This is a genomic window from Myxococcaceae bacterium JPH2 (assembly GCA_016458225.1).
Taxonomy (GTDB): Bacteria; Myxococcota; Myxococcia; order Myxococcales; family Myxococcaceae; genus Citreicoccus.
Window position 1 is genome coordinate 136,597 of record JAEMGR010000003.1, and the last position, 19,084, is coordinate 155,680.

The 19,084-nt window shown below is 71.0% G+C and carries 17 protein-coding genes; 8 read left to right on the forward strand and 9 right to left on the reverse strand.

Going from position 1 to position 19,084, the window contains the following annotated elements; translation table 11 throughout:
• Window positions 1-28: 28 nt before the first annotated feature.
• The 4 genes from JGU66_05285 to JGU66_05300 form a co-directional block, all read right to left on the reverse strand.
• Window positions 29-3,151, reverse strand: coding sequence for an efflux RND transporter permease subunit (locus JGU66_05285; GenBank protein ID MBJ6760165.1), 3,123 nt, complete (start codon window positions 3,149-3,151; stop codon window positions 29-31).
• A 57-nt stretch (window positions 3,152-3,208) separates the two neighbouring features.
• A complete protein-coding gene (locus JGU66_05290; GenBank protein ID MBJ6760166.1) occupies window positions 3,209-4,315 on the reverse strand; it encodes an efflux RND transporter periplasmic adaptor subunit in 1,107 nt (368 codons plus the stop codon).
• On the reverse strand, window positions 4,312-5,082 hold the full coding sequence (locus JGU66_05295; protein MBJ6760167.1) for a helix-turn-helix transcriptional regulator: 771 nt from the start codon (window positions 5,080-5,082) through the stop codon (window positions 4,312-4,314). The genes JGU66_05290 and JGU66_05295 overlap by 4 nt, the downstream gene beginning before the upstream one ends.
• Before the next feature lie 134 nt (window positions 5,083-5,216).
• Window positions 5,217-5,894, reverse strand: a complete 678-nt coding sequence (locus tag JGU66_05300) for a DUF2293 domain-containing protein (protein ID MBJ6760168.1) — start codon at window positions 5,892-5,894, stop codon at window positions 5,217-5,219.
• Between the two features lie 116 nt (window positions 5,895-6,010).
• Between JGU66_05300 and rnz the strand changes: the two genes are divergently transcribed.
• A complete protein-coding gene (gene rnz / locus JGU66_05305) occupies window positions 6,011-6,934 on the forward strand; it encodes a ribonuclease Z (protein ID MBJ6760169.1) in 924 nt (307 codons plus the stop codon).
• Window positions 6,935-6,979: 45 nt separating this feature from the next.
• Here rnz and JGU66_05310 read toward each other — a convergent pair whose 3' ends face one another.
• Window positions 6,980-7,504 (reverse strand): hypothetical protein, encoded by a 525-nt coding sequence (locus JGU66_05310; GenBank protein ID MBJ6760170.1) that lies wholly within the window; start codon window positions 7,502-7,504, stop codon window positions 6,980-6,982.
• Between the two features lie 263 nt (window positions 7,505-7,767).
• Between JGU66_05310 and JGU66_05315 the strand changes: the two genes are divergently transcribed.
• Both JGU66_05315 and JGU66_05320 read left to right on the forward strand, forming a co-directional pair.
• Complete coding sequence (locus JGU66_05315; GenBank protein ID MBJ6760171.1) at window positions 7,768-9,069, forward strand: NAD(P)/FAD-dependent oxidoreductase; 1,302 nt, start codon at window positions 7,768-7,770, stop codon at window positions 9,067-9,069.
• Window positions 9,070-9,154: 85 nt separating this feature from the next.
• A complete protein-coding gene (locus JGU66_05320; protein MBJ6760172.1) occupies window positions 9,155-10,855 on the forward strand; it encodes an amidohydrolase in 1,701 nt (566 codons plus the stop codon).
• 18 nt (window positions 10,856-10,873) lie between these two features.
• On the opposite strand, the gene JGU66_05325 is transcribed toward JGU66_05320, so the two are convergent.
• On the reverse strand, window positions 10,874-11,785 hold the full coding sequence (locus JGU66_05325) for a LysR family transcriptional regulator (GenBank protein ID MBJ6760173.1): 912 nt from the start codon (window positions 11,783-11,785) through the stop codon (window positions 10,874-10,876).
• Between the two features lie 211 nt (window positions 11,786-11,996).
• Here JGU66_05325 and JGU66_05330 point away from each other — a divergent pair, with 211 nt between their 5' ends.
• The gene (locus tag JGU66_05330; GenBank protein MBJ6760174.1) at window positions 11,997-13,289 is read left to right on the forward strand and encodes an MFS transporter; all 1,293 of its coding nucleotides are present in this window, start codon (window positions 11,997-11,999) and stop codon (window positions 13,287-13,289) included.
• A 16-nt stretch (window positions 13,290-13,305) separates the two neighbouring features.
• Here JGU66_05330 and JGU66_05335 read toward each other — a convergent pair whose 3' ends face one another.
• Window positions 13,306-15,297 (reverse strand): hypothetical protein, encoded by a 1,992-nt coding sequence (locus JGU66_05335; protein ID MBJ6760175.1) that lies wholly within the window; start codon window positions 15,295-15,297, stop codon window positions 13,306-13,308.
• A gap of 140 nt (window positions 15,298-15,437) precedes the next feature.
• On the opposite strand from JGU66_05335, the gene JGU66_05340 reads away from it, so the two are divergent.
• Window positions 15,438-15,761 carry a DUF4286 family protein gene (locus tag JGU66_05340; protein ID MBJ6760176.1) on the forward strand — a complete coding sequence of 108 codons (324 nt, stop codon included), beginning with the start codon at window positions 15,438-15,440 and terminating at the stop codon, window positions 15,759-15,761.
• A gap of 62 nt (window positions 15,762-15,823) precedes the next feature.
• Here the strand turns inward: JGU66_05340 and JGU66_05345 are convergent, their stop codons facing one another.
• Both JGU66_05345 and JGU66_05350 read right to left on the reverse strand, forming a co-directional pair.
• A complete protein-coding gene (locus JGU66_05345; GenBank protein MBJ6760177.1) occupies window positions 15,824-16,261 on the reverse strand; it encodes an organic hydroperoxide resistance protein in 438 nt (145 codons plus the stop codon).
• A 26-nt stretch (window positions 16,262-16,287) separates the two neighbouring features.
• Window positions 16,288-16,722 carry a MarR family transcriptional regulator gene (locus JGU66_05350; protein ID MBJ6760178.1) on the reverse strand — a complete coding sequence of 145 codons (435 nt, stop codon included), beginning with the start codon at window positions 16,720-16,722 and terminating at the stop codon, window positions 16,288-16,290.
• 139 nt (window positions 16,723-16,861) lie between these two features.
• On the opposite strand from JGU66_05350, the gene JGU66_05355 reads away from it, so the two are divergent.
• The 3 genes from JGU66_05355 to JGU66_05365 all read left to right on the forward strand — a co-directional run bounded on the left by JGU66_05355 (window position 16,862) and on the right by JGU66_05365 (window position 19,083).
• Window positions 16,862-17,644, forward strand: coding sequence for an aminotransferase class I and II (locus tag JGU66_05355; protein ID MBJ6760179.1), 783 nt, complete (start codon window positions 16,862-16,864; stop codon window positions 17,642-17,644).
• Window positions 17,622-18,020, forward strand: a complete 399-nt coding sequence (locus JGU66_05360) for a DUF3037 domain-containing protein (GenBank protein ID MBJ6760180.1) — start codon at window positions 17,622-17,624, stop codon at window positions 18,018-18,020. Before JGU66_05355 ends, JGU66_05360 begins: the two co-directional genes overlap by 23 nt.
• Window positions 18,021-18,090: 70 nt before the next feature.
• The gene (locus JGU66_05365; GenBank protein ID MBJ6760181.1) at window positions 18,091-19,083 is read left to right on the forward strand and encodes an endonuclease/exonuclease/phosphatase family protein; all 993 of its coding nucleotides are present in this window, start codon (window positions 18,091-18,093) and stop codon (window positions 19,081-19,083) included.
• Window position 19,084 lies beyond the last annotated feature (1 nt).

A 19,084-nucleotide genomic window follows, 5' to 3' on the forward strand; every position in this document is an offset into this window, starting at 1 on the left:
GGGACGTCGTGTCGGAAGGGTGAAGGCCTCAGGCGGCGCGGCCGGGATGCTCCGTCGCCGGGGTGGGCTGGGCCGAGGGCGCGCCCGCCGCGGTGGTGGCGCGACGCCGGAAGCCCACGCGCTCCATGCCCGCGAACACCACGGGCACCACGAGCAGCGTGAGGAACGTGGAGGTGATGACGCCGCCAATCACGGCGATGGCCATGGGCGCGCGGAACTCGGAGCCCGTGCCCGAGCCCACCGCGGTGGGCACCATGCCGATGGCCATGGCGGCGCTCGTCATGAGGATGGGGCGCAGGCGGCGCGGGCCCGCCTTGAGCAGCGCCTGGTCCACCGTGTCGCCCTCGCGCAGGTGCTGGAGCGCGCCGTCGACCAGGAGGATGGCGTTCTTCGTGACGAGGCCCATGAGCAGGATGACGCCAATCATGGCGCCCATGCTCAGGTGGTAGTTGGTGACCACCAGGCCCAGGAGCGCGCCCACGAGCGCCAGCGGCAGCGACACCATGATGGTGAACGGGTGCTTGAAGGACTCGAACTGGCTGGCGAGCACCATGTAGATGAAGACGAAGGCCAGACCGAACGCCATGCCGAACGCGTCGTTCTGCTCATCCAGGCTCTTGATCTGCCCGTCGTAGATGATGGCGTAGCCGGGCGGCAGCGGCTTGGCGGCCACCGCGGCCTTGAGCTTCACCGCCACGTCACCCAGCGGCGCGCCCTTGGCGAGCTGCGACAGCACGGCGATCTGCCGCTCGCGGTTCTCGTGCTCGATGACGCTGGGGCCGTCCTTCAGCTCCACCTGGGCCACGTCCGTGATGGGGCGCAGGCCCTTGGGCGTGTAGATCTCCAGCTGGCGCACGCGCTCGGGCGTGCCGCGGTCGCTCTCGGCCAGCCGCACGCGGATGTCCGTCTCGTTGGTGCCCTCGCGCAGCTTGGCCGCCACGTCGCCGCTGATGGCCAGACGCATCTGCGCGGCCAGCGAGCCCGCGCTCAGGTCCACGTCGCTGGCGCGCGCGCGGTCGATTTGAATCTGCAGCTCCGGCTTGGGCGGGTTGGCGTCCACGCGCACGTCCGCGGTGGTGCCCATGTCGCGGAGGATGCCCGCGATGCGCTCGGCCTCCTCGTTGACACGCGCGAGGTCCGGACCCACCACGCGCACCATGATGGGGTACCAGTCGCCCAGGCCCTCAATCGTGGGCGGGTCGGAGAGGTTCACGCGGGTGGCCACCAGCGCGGGGCTGAGCAGCGCGCGGGCCTCTTCCTTCAGGATGGGCACGCCCTTCTTGCGCGCGTGCTTGGCCACGGTGAGCACGCGGAGGCGCGCCTTGTTCACGTCGCCGCTGAGGCCGACGATGGCGTAGACGTCCGTCACCTCGGGGATGCGCTTGAGCAGCTTCTCCGCCTCGGCGGTGCGCGAGCGCGTCTCCTCCAGGCTGGCCGAGTCCGGCAGCTGCAGGTCCACGATGAACTGCGAGCGGTCCTCCGCGCCGATGAACTCCGCGCCCAGCCGGCTGGCCGCGCCGAAGGACAGCACCAGCACCACCACGGTGATGGCCACCGTCTTCCACTTGTTCGCCAGCACCCAGCCCAGGATGCGCGCGTAGAAGCGCTCGGTGCCCTCGAGGAAGCGGCGCAGCATGCCCATCACCGCGTTCTCGGTGTGCACCTCGCCCGGCTTGCGCGCCTTGGCGAGCCGCGCGGACAGCATGGGGTCCAGCGTGAAGGAGATGAACAGCGAGATGAGCACCGCCATGGAGATGGTGATGCCGAACTGCTTGAAGAACTGGCCCACGATGCCCGGCATGAAGGCCACGGGGACGAACACCGCCACCAGGGACATGGTGGTCGCGAGCACCGCCAGACCCACGTCCCGCGTGCCGTTGGAGGCCGCGCTCATGGGGTCCTCGCCCTGCTCCAACCGGTGGGTGATGGCCTCGCGGACCACCACCGCGTCGTCGATGAGCAGACCGATGGCCAGCGACAGCGCCAGCAGCGTCATCTGGTTCAGCGTGTAGCCCAGCACGAACATCACGAAGAACGTCCCGATGACGGACGTGGGCAGCGCCAGCGCGGAGATGAACGTGCCGCGCGGGTCGAGCAGGAACATGAGGATGATGAGCACCGCCATCGCGCCGCCGAACACGAGCGCGACCCACACCTCCTTGGCGTTCTCGCGGATGAGCTCCGACTGGTCGATGAGCAGCGTGGACGTGAAGCCCTGCCCCACCGCCTTGCCCATCTTCCCCAACATGCCCTTCACCGCGTCGCTCACCGCCACGGTGTTGGAGCCCGGCTGCTTCACGATTTCGAGGATGACGGCGTCGTTGCCGTTGAGGCGCGCGGTGGTGCGGCGCTCGGCCACGCCATCCGTCACGGTGGCAATCTCATCCAGGCGCACCTGGGCGCCCGTCTTGCTCTTGGCCACCGGCAGCCGCCGCAGCTCCTCCACGTCGTGGAACTGTCCCAGCGAGCGCACCGTCAACTCGCTCGGGCCCAGTTGGAGCCGGCCCGCCGGCAGGTTGAGGTTCTCCTGGCCCACGCGCTGGGCAATCTCCATCGGGGAGATGCCCACCGAGCGCGCCTTGTCCAGGTCGATGTCCACCTGGATTTCGCGCGTGTCGCCACCGGTGATGCGCACCTCGGCCACGCCGGCGAGCTGCGCGAGCGCGGGCTTGATGCGGTCATCGATGAGCCTGCGCAAATCCTGCGACTTCATCTGCGCGGACACCGCGTAGGTGAGGATGGGCGTGGCCGAGATGTCCACGCGGCCGATGATGGGCGCGTCCGCGTCCTGCGGCAGCTTGTTGGCGATGCCGGCGACCTTGTCGCGCACGTCCTGCACCGCGGAGTCCAGGTTGGTGGAGAGCGTGAACTGCACCACCACCGTGCCCAGGTTCTCGCGGCTCCAGGAGTGGATCTTGTCCACGCCGCTGATGCCGGCGACCGCGTCCTCCACCGGCTTGATGACCTGGGTCTCGATTTCGCCCGGGCCCGCGCCTTTGTAGATGGTGTTGACGACCACCACCGGGAAGGACACGTCCGGATAGAGGTCCGTGCCCAGGCGCTTGAGTCCCATCACCCCCAGCACGATGAGGCACAGCGACAGCATGGCCGTGAACACCGGCCGGCGGATGGAGACATCACTGAGAATCATTCGAGGCTCGCTGCACCTGCGGGTTGGGCCTGCGAGGGCCTGGCACGAAAGGGGGGCTTACTTCACGGACACGCGGCTGCCGTGGGACAGGCCGGGGGTCGGATAGTCGATGACCTGCTCGAGCGCGGACGGAGACAGCACGACGACCTCGCTCGCGCGGCGCTCCAGCACCTGCACGTCCACGCGGCGCACCTCGCCGCCAGAGACGATGAACACGTGGTCGCCGTTGGCCGAGGACAGCGCCGTGTTGGGCAGCACCTGCGCCGGCTGCGTCTCGCCCATCTGGAGGACGGCGCGCGCCAGCGTGTGCGCCACGAAGCGGCCGTCCGCGTTCGGGACCTCAATCTCCACCGGGACGCGGCGGGTGCTCGCGTCCGCCGAGGGCACGATGAGGCGCACCACCGCGTCGTCCGAGGAGACGTTGGCGCCGATGGACTCCACCCGCACCTTGCTGCCGGGCTTGAGCCGCGCGCGCGCGGACTCGGCCACCGTCGTGCGCAGCACCAGGGTGTCCAGCGTCTCCACCGTGAAGAGCGTCGCGCCCGGCCCCACCGTGGCGCCCGTCTGGTCCGGCGCGTCGATGACGGTGCCGCCAAACGGCGACTTCAGGTCATGCCGGCGGCGCGAGGCCCGCGCCTGCGACAACTGCGCCCGGGCCGCGAGCAGCTGCGCCTGCGCCTGCGCGGCGGTGGCCGTGGACGAGCGGTTCTGCAGGTCGCTCACGTTGCCCTCGGACTTGAGCTTCTCGTTGCGCTGCGCCACGTCGGTGGCCATCGTCGCGGCGGCCTCCGCGGCGGCCACGGCGGCCTCCGCCTGCGCCACCTGCGCGTCGGAGATCTCGGTGTTGAGCTGGGCGAGCGTGTCGCCCTTCTTCACCGTCTGGCCCTTCTTCACCTTCACCGTCTCCAGCCGGCCGCCCACCTCGAAGCCCACCTGGAGTCCCTGTGCGGGAAAGAGGGTGCCCGTCACCTGCTCACTGGGCGCGGACTGCACGGTGCGCGCGGCGACGACCTTCACCGCGGGCGGCGCCTCGGCGGTGGCCTTGGGGGTGGCGGGCGTGGAGGAGGCATCCGCCTTGCCACAGGCGGACAGCGACAGCGCGGCGGCGGTGACACCCACGGCGGCGAGGGCACGGACGGTGGACGGCTTCGAGAACGACTTCATGAACGTTTCCTCGGGGAACGGCGGGTGGATGCGCGGGCCTGGGGCCGACGCGAGGAAGGCTTGCGCGAGGGGACGCGGGCGGCGGCGGGGAGCGCCGGGGGCGAGGCGGGCAGCGGCTCGCGCGGCGCGGCTCCCTCGTGAATGAGGCGTTGGACGCTGGAGGCCCAGACGGCCAGGTCGGGCTTGCGCCGCATGTGGCCCATCTGCTTGGCCAGAAGCAGGTAGGCCCCCACGATGAAGGAGCCGAACAGCTCCGGGTCGTGGCCTGAGTCCGCCACGCAGGGCGGCTGCATGTTGCGGTACTCCCGGGAGATGCGCGCCACCTCCTGGTCCACCAGTCCCCACAACGAGGACTCGAACTCCGTGCCCTGGCTCCCGCGGATGAGCACGGCGACCACATCCCGGTAGGCCCACAGGAGCTCCAACAGCTCCAGGTCCAGCGCGGACTCCGCCTGGATGAACCGAAGGTACAGCGGGCTGCGCGTGGCGACGTCCTGAACCGTGGGGTGACCCTCTTCACGGTGGAAGCGCTGCATGCCCTCCACCCGGCGGGTGCTCATGTCCCCCATGGAGGACTGGAAGGCCGTCACCAGTTCGCCGAACAACGCCTCCTTGGTGTCGAAGTGCAGGTAGAAGGCGCCCTTCGACAGGCCGCACGCCGCGGTGATGTCCTCGATGCGCGCGCCCTTCAGGCCCTTGCGCGCGAACTCGGCTCGCGCCGCGGCGATGAGGGCTTCTCGGGCGTGAGGGTCTGCGGGGCGAGCCATGGCGGGTCGGTTGCTAACCGGGCGGTCAGAAATGAGCACGCATTTATGAATGCCCGGTCAGAAACCTGGAATGGTCGCTTATAGGACGAAGAAGTCCCAGGCAAGGTGGTCACACGTAGGGTGGCTGGCGCTCCTCAGGGACGCGTCAGCGCGGAGCAGAGCGGGCAGCTCGCCGGGACGTGGGGGGTATCGCGGCGGTGCAGGTCGAGCAGGGCGCGCGACATCTCGGCCAGCTCCCGGCGGACCTCGCGGCGAGCGCCCTTCACGCGCTGGATGCTCATGTCGTCGTAGCCGGTGGTCTGGTGGCGCATCCAGGCGATGACGGCGGCCTCGGCGCGGCGCTCGATGGGGATGCGCTCCGTGCGGGCCACGGTGCCGCTGCCCACCGGGGTGGCGTGCGTGGCCACCCTCACCGCCAGGTGCTTGGCGTGGGCGAGCCACGCAGGGCTGAAGGCGAGGAAGCGCAGGACGGCGTTGGCGAAGTCCACCTCGTACTCTTCCTGCTCGCGGGCCCGGCGCTCGCGGCCCTGGGCCAGCTTGCGGGCATAGGCCGGGGTGGCGCGCTCGGCGTCCAGGGCGGCGCGGGCGTGGTGGACGTGGGCCTCGGGGGCCCAGACGCCTTTCGAGAAGAGCTTGCGTCCCACCTTCTCCACCACGGTCCAGGACGGTCCCGCGGCCTTCACCCGGCGCGTCAGGCCCGCGTCACCGGGGGGCAGGAGGGTCCAGCCCTCGGGCACGGTGAGGATGCGGCCGTCCGGGGCGCGCACGCGGCGGGGGTCGGCGGTGGGGGCAACCGTCAGGGAGTCGGACATAGGCGGGGTGGGAAGGGGGGCGGCTTGATAGCATGACCGCGACCAACCCTGGTAAATGGCCCCCGCGCGCGCCGCGTCCTCGGCAACGGAGGCCTTTTCTCTTGGGAAGCGCCGGCATGTCCCTCCTCAGGCTCACCTTCCTCGGCACCTCGGCCGCTCAACCCACGCTGCACCGCAACCTGTCCGGGCTGGCGGTGAAGGCGGACGGGGACCTCCTGCTGTTCGACTGTGGCGAGGGGACCCAGCGGCAGATGGTCCGCTTTGGCACGGGCTTCACCGTCAACGCGGCGTTCTTCACGCACTTCCACGCCGACCACTACCTGGGAATCATCGGGTTCCTGCGCACGCTGGGGATGATGGGGCGCACCGAGCCCATGTACCTCTACGGGCCGCAGCCCGCGCGGCGCCTGTTGCACCAGGCGGTGCACCTGGGCCTCGAGTCGCTCGCCTTCCCGGTGGAGATTCAGGAGTTGAAGGACGGGGACAAGGTGCAGCGCGGCGGCTACAGCGTGCAGGCCGTGGCGGTGGACCACCGCATCAACGCCCTGGGCTACGTGCTGGCCGAGGAGGAGCGACCGGGTCGCTTCCACCTGGAGAAGGCGCGCGCGCTGGGCGTCCCGGAGGGCCCCAGCTTCGGCAAGCTCCAGCGCGGCGAGGCGGTGACGCTGCCGGATGGGCGCACGGTGAAGCCGGAGGACGTGCTGGGGACGTCACGGCCGGGGCGCAAGCTGGTGCTGTCCGGCGACACGCGGCCCTGCCCTGCCCTGGTGAAGGCCTCGCGCGACGCGGACCTGTTGATCCACGAGTCCACCTTCTCCGACGACGAGCAGGAGCGCGCGCACGAGACGCGGCACTCCACCGCTCGCGAGGCGGGGCGGGTGGCGCAGGAGGCGGGCGCCCGGCGCCTCATCCTCACGCACCTCTCCAGCCGCCACGACACCGACCCCACGCGCCTGCTCACGCAGGCACGCGAGGAGTTCAAGGGACCGCTGGAAGTGGCCTACGACGGCCTCACCGTCGAGCTGCCGCTGCGGGACTGAGGGTGCACGGCCCACCCTCGCACGCGCGGCGGCGCGACCGCGGGACTACTGAACCTTCACGGCCTCGGCCTTGAGGGACGTGGCGGCGTCAGGGTCCACCTTCTGGAGCAGCTCCCACTCAATCTCCAGGTCGCGCTTGCCCTGCGAGTTGCTCACGCCACCGGGGGACTCCGACATGTCCGGGCCTCGGCCCTGGGTGTCCGCCGCGGCGCGCGTTTCCGAGCGCTCGCGCTTCCAGAACTCCACCGAGCACTGGCCCGGGCCATGCTCCTTGCCGCGAATCAGGTAGGCGCCGTAGGTGGTGCCCAGCGACGAGGCCGCGCTCAACTGCAGCTCGTGGGTGACCGCCTCGTAGCCCTCCTTGCCCGTCCGGAACGAGTAGCCCCGCTCCTTGAGGATCGCGAGCGCCTGCGGCCAGATTTCCGCGATGGGCTTGCGGTAGACATGCGTGCCTGCCTTGTCCTCCAGGAAAGCCTGCTGACGGTGGGCCGCGCAGCCCGACAGGGCGAACGCGAGCGCGGAAGCCACCCAGAGGGCGGCGACGCGAGACGATGACTTCATGGGGTTCATCCTCCTGGCTCCCGGTCCGTGGGAGCACGGCTCCGGAACATCCCTCAGCACCCGGGTGCCCGCCAAGTCTGCTCCCCTAGCGAGCAAGCATTGGCTCTCCCAGGCGCCGGTCCATCCCCTCAGCCCCCGGACGAGCAGCCCACCGCTGGGCTCCTGGTCGCGCTGACAGTGCGTCCCGGCCACCCGAGATTGCGACCATGAGCGAGCCGGGAATCACGCGGAACGGGAGCGCCTGGACACCGTCTCGGACGAGGCGCCGACGCGTGCTCATCCTGGGCGGAGGCTTCGCGGGAATGTACGCCGCGCTTCGTCTGGAGAAGCGGCTGGCGCGGCGGGACGACGTGGAGGTGATGCTCGTCAGCCACGACAACTTCTTCCTCTTCACCCCCATGCTGCACGAGGTGGCCGCCAGCGACGTGGACCCGGCCGCCATCGTCGTGGCGCTGCGCAAGGTGCTGCCGCACGTGGCGTTCGTCGAGGGAGACGCCACGCGCATCGACCTGGACGCGCGCGAGGTCCGGGTGTCCCACGGCGAGCAGGACGGGCATGACCACGTGCTCGCCTACGACGACCTGGTGCTGGCGCTGGGCTCGGAGACGAACTTCCTCGGGCAGGAGGGAGCCAGGCGCCACGCGCTCACCATGAAGACGCTGGGTGACGCGGTGCTGTTGCGCAACCACCTCATCGACCGGCTGGAGGAGGCGGACACGGCCTGCATCACGCGAGACGCCCGCGACCGTGGGGTCACCTTCGTCGTGGTGGGCGGGGGCTTCGCGGGCGTGGAGACCGCGGGGGCCGTGAACGACTTCATCCGCGGCGCGCTGCCGTACTACCCGCGCATCCAACCCGCCGACGTCCGCGTGGTCCTGGTGCATGCCGGCGCGGAGGTGCTGCCCGAGCTGGGCGCGGGGCTGGGCGCGTATGCGCGGAACAAGCTCTCGCGCAACGGGGTGGAGGTGCTCATCCACACGCGCGTGGTGGACATGGATGGGCAGAGCGTGACGCTGTCGGACGGCTCGCGGCTGGCCACGCGGACGGTGGTGTGGGTGGCGGGTGTCACGCCGTCGCCGCTCCTGGAGCGCCTGCCGTGCGAGAAGCACCAGGGCCGCCTCCGCGTCACCGAGCGCTTGGAAGTCCCCGGCCATCCCAACGTGTGGGCGGTGGGCGACTGCGCCTCCGTGCCCGACGTGACGCGGGGCGGCCAGCCCACGCCCCCCACCGCGCAACACGCGCTGCGCCAGGGCGTCGCCGTCGCGCGCAACGTGGAGGCGGCCCACCGAGGCCAGCCGCCGCGCGTGTTCCGCTACCGGATGATGGGGCAGCTCGCGGCCATCGGGCGCCGCTCGGGCGTGGCGCGCATCTTCGGTCTGAAGTTCTCGGGCTTCGTCGCGTGGTTCCTGTGGCGCGGCGTGTACTGGTGGAAGCTGCCGCGCCTGGAGAAGAAGGTGCGCGTGGCGCTGGACTGGGCGCTGGACCTCTTCTTCCACAAGGACATCGTGCAGCTCATCGGCGCGCGCGAGCTGGAGCGCTTCCCCTTGCCTGTCCGCGAGAGGGTGCTGCCGTGAACCCGGCATGGCCCTCGCGGCCCAGGTGCGCGAAAGTGCCCGGCGCATGGCCCCATGGGACGGGGCCCAGGGAAGGTGCGCGACGATGCGGAGAAGTCTGGGTTGGGCCTTCGGTGCGGTGCTGCTCCTGGCGGGCATGACGGGCTGTGCCCGGCACACGCCCGAGGCGCCCTCGCGAGATAGCGCCACGCGCACCACCACGGTGTATCTGGCCAAACAGGTGCGCACGTTGGACCCCGCGAAGCCCCTCGCCCAGGCGCTCGCGGTGCGCAACGGCAAGGTGCTGGCGGTGGGCAGCCGCGAGGAGGTCCTCGCCGCGGCTGGCCCGGACGCGCGCGTGACGGACCTGGGCGACGCCACGGTGGTCCCCGGCCTCACGGACTCGCACGGCCACCTGGAGGGGCTGGGCCGCTACCTCGCGGGCGTGCAGTTGGTGGGCGCGGCATCGAAGGCGGAGGCGCTGCAGCGCGTGGTGAAGGCGCCCGCCACGGCGCGCCAGGGCGACTGGCTGATGGGCCAGGGGTGGGACCAGAACGACTGGCCCGACAAGGCCTTCCCCACGCGGGCCGAGCTGGACGTCACCTACCCCACCACGCCCGTGGTGCTCAGCCGCATCGACGGGCACGCGCTGTGGGTCAACGGCGAGGCGCTGCGCCGCGCGCGCATCGACAAGAACACCGTGGACCCCTCGGGCGGGCGCATCCTGCGCGGGCCGGACGGCGAGCCCACCGGCGTCCTGGTGGACAACGCCATGAGCCTGGTGGAGACGGTGATGCCGCCCGGCACCCCGGCGCAGTACGCCACGTGGCTCACGGCCGCGTTCGAGTACTGCGCGCGCGTGGGCCTCACCGGCGTGCACGACGCGGGCATGAGCCTGCGCACCTTCCGGTTGCTCCAGCAGTGGGACCAGGAGGGCCGGCTGCCCCTGCGCGTCTACGCCATGGCGGACGGCCAGGGCGCGGACCGCGAGACGTACCTGCGCGAGGGCCCCTTCCAGGGCACGCTGCTCACCCTGCGCGCGGTGAAGCTCTTCACGGACGGCGCGCTCGGCAGCCGCGGCGCCGCGCTGCACGAGGCCTACAGCGACGAGCCCGGACACCGCGGCCTGTTGCTCTTGCCGCCCGATGAGTACGCCAAGCGCGTGCATGACTTCATGGCGCGCGGCTTCCAGGTGGCCACGCACGCCATCGGAGACCGCGCCAACACGCTCGTGCTGGACACGCTCACGCGCGAGGTGGCGGCGCAGGGCCAGAAGGACGGCCGGCACCGCGTGGAGCACGCCCAGATTCTCCGGCCCGAGGACATCGAGCGACTGGGCAAGGGCGGCTTCGTCGCCAGCATGCAGCCCGTCCACGCCACCAGCGACATGCCCTGGGCCCAGACGCGGCTGGGTGTCGAGCGGCTGCAGGGCGCCTACGCGTGGCGCAAGCTGAAGAACGCCGGCGCGGTGCTCGCGTTCGGCAGCGACTTCCCGGTGGAGCGCCCGGACGTGCTCGCCGGACTGTACGCGGCGCGCACGCGGCAGGACGCGCAGGGTCAGCCGCCCGCGGGCTGGATGCCCGACCAGCGCCTGAGCGGCGAGGAGGCCCTGGAGGGCTTCACCACCGGCGCGGCCTGGGCCTCGTTCGCGGAGGCGCGGCGCGGTCGGCTGCAGCCGGGCATGGACGCGGACTTCGTGGCGCTCTCCGTGGACCCCGTGGACGCGCCCCCCGCGGCGCTGCTCACCGGCCAGGTGCGCCTGACGGTCGTCGCGGGCCGCGAGGTGTACGGCGGCCGCACGCCGTAGCCCACCCGCTCGACGCGCTCAGGAACGCCGGGGCCGAGCCACCTGCGCGGCCCCGGCGAGCGCGGAGGGAATGGTCTGCCGCATCAGCGCCACGAACGTGCGCAGCCGCGCGGGGTGGAAGCGCGCGGACGGGTAGACGATGGAGATGGGCAGGGGCGCGGCCCTCCACTGAGGGGCCAGCTGTCGCAGGCGCCCTCGCTCGACTTCTGGCTGGAACACCCAGGCCGAGCCCAGGCAGGCACCGAGCCCCTTCATCGCGGCGCTGCGGATGGCGTAGAGGCTGTCCGTGCTCAGCCGTGGCTGGAAGGTGATGCGCTGGACCTCTCCGGTGTCCACGTGGGTGAGCGACAGCTCGTTTCGGTAGAACGTCCGCAGCGCCAGCCAGGGCAGGCGCGCCAGCTCGTCCGGATGGGTGGGCATGGGGCGGCCCGCCAGCAGCGACGGCGCGGCGGTGATGATGCGTGGCACCTCGGCCACGCGGACCGCGACCACGCTGGGGTCGTGGACCTCGCCCACCTGGATGGCGCAGTCGATGCCATCCGCGATGAAGTCCACCGCGCGGTCATGCAGCAGCCACTCGACCGAGACCCGCGCATGGCGGTTCAGGTACTCCGTCAGGGGCTCCACCAGAAGCTCCTGGCCGAACGCATGCGGGACCACGACGCGCAGCGTTCCCTCGGGCTCGTCGCTCGCGCCGCGCAGGTCGGCCTCGAGTCGCTCCCAGTTCGCCACCAGCTCCTTCGCGCGCTCATAGCAACGCGTGCCGTCCTCGGTGAGCTTCATCGCGTGGGTGGAGCGCTGCAGCAGCCGGAGGCCCAGCGAGCGCTCCAGCGCCTGGAGTCGCCGGCTCACGGTCGGCTGCGTGGTGCCCAGCTGCGCGGCGGCGGAGGACAGGCTCCCCGCCTCCACGATGCGCAGGAACGTCTGCATCAGCTCGAGCCGGTCGACGCTGGAGGCGGTGGAGACAGCGGGGCGCGGAGCAGCCGCGCGCGGACGGGAGGACTTGGAGCGTGGGGGCATGGGGGCGCGCTTCACTCGGGTCTATGCGTGGAACGTATAACCGCTGTTCCCTGCGTGCCACTACAGGCGGGACGCGCTCGGGCGCACTGTCACCTCATCCCGCAGTTCCGAGGTGAAGACCATGTCGCTCATTCGTCCCGTACATGAAGCCGTGGGAACCGGCGCCGCGCTCAGGACGGGCCCCCGCTCCGCGGAGAGTCCCTTCCGGCTGGCGCCCGCGAGCCCTGGCAGTGAGGTGGGGATGTCGCGCGGCTTGCGGCTCCTGCTGGCCGCGAGCGCGGGCATCTCCGTGGCGTCGCTCTACTACAGCCAGCCGATGCTGGGGGTGATGGGCGCCACCCTGGGCGCCTCGGAGACCGCGGTGGGGCTGCTGCCCACGCTCACCCTGCTGGGCTACGCGCTGGGCATCCTGTTGCTCGCGCCGCTGGGCGACCGGTTCGACCGGCGCCGCATCATCCTCGCGAAGGTCGGCTTGCTGAGCGTGGCGCTGCTGATTGGCGGGCTCGCGCCCGGCATCGGCCTGCTCCTGGCGGTGAGCTTCGTCATCGGCCTGATGGCGACGGTGGCGCAGGACATCGTGCCGGCCGCCGCGACGCTGGCGCCCGCGCGGGAGCGGGGGGCCGTGGTCGGCACGGTGATGACCGGCCTGCTGCTCGGCATCCTGTTGTCCCGGGTCGTCAGCGGCGTGGTGTCCGAGCACTTCGGCTGGCGCGCCATGTACCTGATGGCCTCGGGCAGCGTGGCCCTGGTGGGCGTGGCGGCCTGGCGCGGGCTGCCCCGCTTCCGTCCCACCAGCACGCTCTCGTATACCGCCCTGCTCGGCTCGCTGACCGAGCTGTGGCGCAAGCACGGAACCTTGCGGCGCGCGGCGGTGGCCCAGGGGCTGCTCTCGGTCGGGTTCAGCGCGTTCTGGTCCACGCTCGCGGTGATGCTGCATGGCGCGCCCTTCCACCTGGGCAGCGCGGTGGCGGGCGCCTTTGGATTGGCGGGCGCCGCAGGTGCCTTGGGCGCGCCGGTGGCGGGCCGCGTGGCGGATCGCTTCGGCTCCGAGGTCGTCACCCGCCTGGGCGCGAGCCTCACCGCCGTCTCGTTCGCCCTGATGTTCGCCCTGCCCTGGCTGGCGCCGCAGTCACGCCTGTGGCTCATGGGCGTGAGCGCGGTGGGGTTCGACCTGGGCGTGCAAGTCACGCTGGTGGCGCATCAGAGCCAGGTCTTCGGCATCGACCCCGCGGCGCGCAGCCGGCTCAACGCGGTGCTGTTCGTCGGCATGTTCATCGGCATGGCGGTGGGCGCGGCGGGTGGCAGCCTCGTGCTGGCCCATGGGGGCTGGCTGGCGGTGACGGCGCTGGCGACCACCTCGGCGGTGGCGGCCTTGGTGGTGCGCCTCACGTCGGGAACTCGCGGCGCGCACTGAAGGACGCGCAGCACCGTCACGAGAGGGAGGACTCGTAGCTGAGGGATTGGATGCGGCGGTGGATGTCCTCCTGGATGCGCTGCCGTTCCTTCTCCACGCGCGTCAGCTCCTGGCCAATGGCCTCCAGCCGGTCCTCCTGCTCGGTGAGCTTCGCCACGAAGCGGTCCGTCAGCTCGCGTTGGGAGGCCCCGCTGCGCAGCGACTCCAGGTTGGAGCGGATGCGCTCCTGGTCGCGGAACAGGTGGTTGCGCTCCTCGGTGAGCTGCTCCTGCGTGCGCGTCAGCTCCGCGCGCTGCCCGCGCAGCGCCACCACGTCGCGCAGCGCCTGCGCCACGCGCTGGTCGATGAAGCGCGAGTCCAGGAAGAAGGTCACCTCGTCCAGGCCCACCTCGCCCACGTGGTACTGCCGGTGCCCGCGCGTGCGCTCGGCGACGGTGAGCTCCTGGGTGCTGCCCGGGGACAGCTCGCGGCGGAAGCGCCAGAAGTCGTCCGTGGTCTCCGCGGGCTCGGGCATGTCCTTGAGGTCCCAGCCCGTGCGCGGGTGCTCCACGAACAACACCTGCGCGCGCGGCGACTTGTTGCGCACCAGGTAGCGCGTGTGCCGCAGGTGGAAGAACTCCACCATCAACGTGCCCCGGTTCACCACGGCGCGGAACACCGGCCCGTCCTCCGAGCGGTCCTCCACCGACACCACGCACCCCAGCTCCACCGCGTACGGCACGAAGCGGCGGTCCGAGGGCTTCATCGTGTCGAGCATGGCCTCGCCCACGTACGTCTCCGCCTCCGTCACCGTCACCGGGCCGCCCTCCAGCGTCAGGCCCGTGGTGTTGGTGAACTCGATGCACGCCATGGGGTTCTTCTCGCGCGTGGAGCGGTTGTAGAGCAGCACGCGCCGCCCCTCGAACGGCCGCTGGAGGATGGGCACCAGCGCGCTCTGGTTGCGGTGCACCGTCACCGGCTGGTCCACGCGGTACTCGAACAGGTCCCCGACCTCCTGGGTGAGCGTGGTCACCTTGGCCGTGCCCAGCCGTGCGTCGCGCATCGAGCGGGTCGCCTCCAGCGGCTCCTCGGCCCTCACCCGCGCGCGCTTGGGCATGGGAGCCGCCGCGGCGGGCGCGCTCATGAACCCCGCCGTCCCGCCCTCCATGTCCAGCATGGACGCGGACTCCATCAGGGCCTCCTGCGGAATCACGGGCGCGGCGGCGGCCTCCGTCTTCACCTCCACCACCGGCCGCTGGAGGTAGCGCGGGTTGTAGAGGTCATGCACGAAGGACACGGGCAGGCCCGCGATGAGCGACAGCCGGACGTCCACCCAGTCCTCGTCCCCCGTGTTGTCCACCAACGCCCAACCCTGGAGGAGCGGCGCCTGGCCTTCTTCCAACAGGATGCGGTAGCTCGTCTTCCACACCGGGGACTCGAGCACGTAGCTGACGAACAGCTCGCGCTCGCCCTGCCCCGACGTGAGGATGGACATCCGCTTGGTGTCCTTCTTGTACGAGGACAGCACCGTGGCCAGGTAGAACTCGAGGTCCTTGCGCACCGCCTCGTCGAGGAACTCCAGCTCGGACATCTCCAGCACGTCGAACGTGCGCAGGCTCGCGCCCACCAGCAGCGTGAGGAAGGGCCGCGCGAGGCTCGCCTCTCCCGCGGCCACCGCCAGCGTGTCCAACCCGACGATGGCGCCCTCCACCTTTCCGCCGCCCACGCGCGCTCGCACGCGCGCGCCCTTCACCTGCCCCAGGAGCGCCGTGAGGCTGCCGTCCTCGGGGATGCGGATGGTGGCCTCCGCCAGGAGCTGCTCGAGCGGCTTCGTCGAGTCATAGCTCACCGCCGACACCGCGCCCCCCGACAGGTCCAACACCGTCAGCGACTTGAGGACGTCGTTCATGTCGCGGGCCTTGAAGTCGAGCAGCAACGGCTCGCTGCCGCTCACCCGCCCCCGACGTTCGAAGTAGCCCACACCATGCTTGTAGAGGACGACGCGGCGGATGGTCAGCGCAGGGGCCATGGCTCAACGACCTCCAGAGGTGCTGGGAAAGGATTGGCGGCTCGGTGTATCAATTCAAAACCCAGCCCGCAGCGCCATCCCTCCCTCCCCGAGGTCGGTCCCATGCGCAATTCCTCTCCTCGCCTGACACCCGAGTCCGCATGAGGCCCGCGCTCTACACCATCATCGCGGAAGTGGCCCCAGGCGTGGAGACCGCCTGGAATCAGTGGCAGGAGGAGGTGCACGCGCAACAGGTGCTGCGCGAGCCCGGCTTCGTCTCCTGCCGCAAGTGGCGAGACGCGGAGCCCACCCGCGATGGGTGGACGCGCTATGTCTGCCACTATGAGCTGACGGGGCTCGAGGCCATGGAGAACTACCTGGGCAGCGACACGGCCCGGCAGCTGCGCATGGACTCCGAACTGCGCTTCGGCGCGATGATGCGCATCTCCCGACAGATGCTCACCGAGGTGAAGCGCCTGGGCTGAAAAAGGCCCGGCCCCTCCCCCGCGCACCGCGGAGGAAGGGCCGGCGTTCCGCGACGCGCGAGCTACTGCGCGACGGAGAGCTTCACTTCGATGTTGCCCGCCGTGGCGCGCGAGTACGGGCACACCGCGTGCGCGGCGTGCATGAGCTGGGTGGCCTCCTCCAGGGGGATGCCCGGCAGGATGCCCTTGAGCTCCACCGCGAGCCCGAAGCCGCCGTCCGGCGTCTTGCCCAGGGTGGCCGAGGCCGTGATGCCCGCGTCCGCGCCCAGGCGCTTGCCGGCCTTGCCCGCCACCAGCCGCAGCGCGCTCTCGAAGCACGCCGAGTAGCCCGCCGCGAAGAGCTGCTCGGGATTGGTCACCGCGCCGCCCTTGCCACCCAGTTCCTTGGGCATGGCGAGCGGCAGGTCGAGGACGCCGTCGGACGAGCGGACGTGGCCGTCGCGGCCCCCGTGCGTGGTGGCGGTGGCGGTGTACAGCGGGGTGATGGGGGTGGGAGCCATGGTGTTTCTCCTCGTCGTGAATGGGGTTACTTCGAGAGCACTTCGAACAAGCGACGCATGTCCCGGCGCAGCCGGGTGACTTCTTCCAAAGACATTCCCAGGCGGCAGGACATCGCCTCGGGCACGGACGCGGCCTTGCGCTTCAGCGCGCGCCCCGACGTCGTCAGCGACACGCGCACCGAGCGCGCGTCCTCGGTGGACCGCTCGCGCCGCACCAGCCCCTGGGTCTCCAGCCGCTTGAGCAGCGGCGTCAGCGTCCCCGAGTCCAGGAACAGCCGCTCCCCCAGCGCCTTCACCGACACGCCGTCCTCCTCCCACAGCACCAACATCACCAGGTACTGCGGATAGGTCAGCCCCAGCTTCTCCAAGAGCGGCGCGTAGGCCTGCACCATCGCGCGCGCCGCCGCATAGAGCGGGAAGCAGAGCTGGCGGTCCAGCCGGAGCGAGTCATCCGTCGACATGGCCAGTACGTAGCGCGCAATTCAATTGCGCGCAATCGATTTTGGGATTGGACCGTTCGGTTCTGGACGTTCTCCGGAGAAAAGGCGCGTGGTAGAGGTCGCCCCGCTCCGGGGTCACCGGAGGAGAACCGAGGACGTGATGCTGAGGACGGTCACCGCCACCCGCTACGTGACGCCGCTGCGCGAGGGGGGCTCGCTGCCCGCCATCGTGGAAGCGGACGACGCGGGCCTGTACGTCGTGAAGTTCCGGGGCGCCGGCCAGGGGGCCAAGGCCCTCATCGCCGAGCTGCTGTCGGGCGAGCTGGCGCGCGCGCTGGGGCTGCGCATCCCGGAGCTGGTCTTCCTGGAGCTGGACCCGGCCCTGGGGCGCAACGAGCCGGACGGCGAGATTCGCGAACTGCTCAAGGCCAGCGCGGGGCTCAACCTGGCCCTGGACTATCTGCCGGGCTCGCTGACGTTCGACCCGGTGGCGGACCGCGCGCCAGACGCCGCGCTCGCGTCCACCATCGTCGCCTTCGATGCGTACGTCACCAATGTGGACCGCACGCCGAAGAACCCCAACCTCCTGACGTGGCACCGGGACCTGTGGCTCATCGACCACGGCGCCTCGCTGTACTTCCACCACGCGTGGGAGGGCTGGGAGGAGCGCAGCCAGAGCCGCTTCGTGCCCATCCGCGACCACGTGCTGCTGCCCTGGGCGCGCGCGCTGCCGGAAGTGGGCGCCGTGCTGCGCGAGCGACTCACGCGCGACGTGGTGGAGGCCGCCGTGGCCGCCATTCCCGAGGCCTGGCTGGGCACCGAGCCCTGCTTCGACAGCCGGGACGCGCACCGCGCGGCGTATGTCACGTGGTTCATGAAGCGGCTGGACGCGGCACCCGTGTTTCTCGAGGAGGCGGCGCGTGCCCACACCCAGCTCGTTTGACTACGCCATCATCCGCGTGGTGCCTCGCGTGGAGCGAGAGGAGTTCATCAACGCGGGCGTCGTCCTCTTCTGCGTCAACCACCGCTACCTGGGGGCGCGCACGGAGCTGGACGAGGAGCGCCTGCGGGTGCTGGCCCCGGACGCGGACGTGGAGGCCATCCGAGGACACCTGGAGAGCTTCCTGCGCGTGTCCGCCGGAGGTCGGAACGCGGGCCCCATTGGCCAGCTGCCGCAGAAGGAGCGCTGGCACTGGCTGGTGGCCCCGCGCAGCACCATCATCCAGACCGGGCCCGTGCATGCCGGCTTGTGTGAGACGCCCGACAAGGCCCTGGAGCACCTGCTGGACCGCGTGGTCCGCGTGAAGCGACCGGCCTGACGGCGGAGGCAGGGGGTGATTAACTTCTCCCCAACGGCCTGCCGGTCCAGCGCCGGCAGCCCGCCCGCCCATGAGCGAGTCCCCGCTGCGCATCGTCACGTACAACGTCCGTTACTTCGGCCACATGCTCCGTGGACTGGCGAGCACGGTGGGGCCGAAGCGGCGGGTGTCCGCGGCGCTCGCGGCGCTGGAGCCCTTGCCGGACGTCGTCTGCCTCCAGGAAGTGGAGACCTCCTCGCTGCGCAGCAACATCGCTGACCGGCCCCTGAAGCGCGGCGAGACGCAGCTCCAGGTCTTCATGCGGCGCATGGAGGAGACGTTCGGTGCCCAGCGGCGCGAGATGCCCTACGAGGCGTTCTACTTCCGCGCCCACCACTACAAGCTCGGGGACGTGTCCATCTACACCACGGGGTTGGCCGTGCTCGTCAACACGCGCACGCTCCAGGTGGACACCCACAACGTGGCCGAGCCCGCGCACATCACCCATCACCACGTCCGGGGACTGAAGGACCGCAAGCAGAGCCGCATCTGCGCGCACATGCGCCTCTTGCGCCGCGAGGACGCGCGCCCCTTCCACGTCTTCAACACGCACCTGAGCCTGCCCACGCCCTTCGCCCGGGAGTTCTGGGCCACGCGCGACAAGATGGGCGGCGGCGTCAATCAACTGCACGAGGCGCGCAAGCTGACCGAGTTCGTGCGGGCGCATTCCCAGTCCGAGCCGTTCATCGTGTGCGGCGACTTCAACTCACCGCCGGCCTCGCCCGTCTTCCGCTACCTCACCCAGGACGCGCGCCTCGTGTGCGCGCAGAGCCGCGTGGGGCAGATAGACCCGAGCGTGTCCCGAGGCTTCCCCACCGCGGGCTTCATGCGCCTGCGCATGCACCTGGACCACCTGTTCTCCAGCGAGGACGTGCGCTGGCTGGACACCGACGAGACGCGCCCCTTCGGCGACACCACCGGTCGCTTCCATGGCCTGTCCGACCACGTGCCGCTCGTCGGGCGCTTCACGTTGGATGGCGTGGCCCGAGCGGACGGCGCAGGCCCTGGTGACGGCGCGGCCTGAG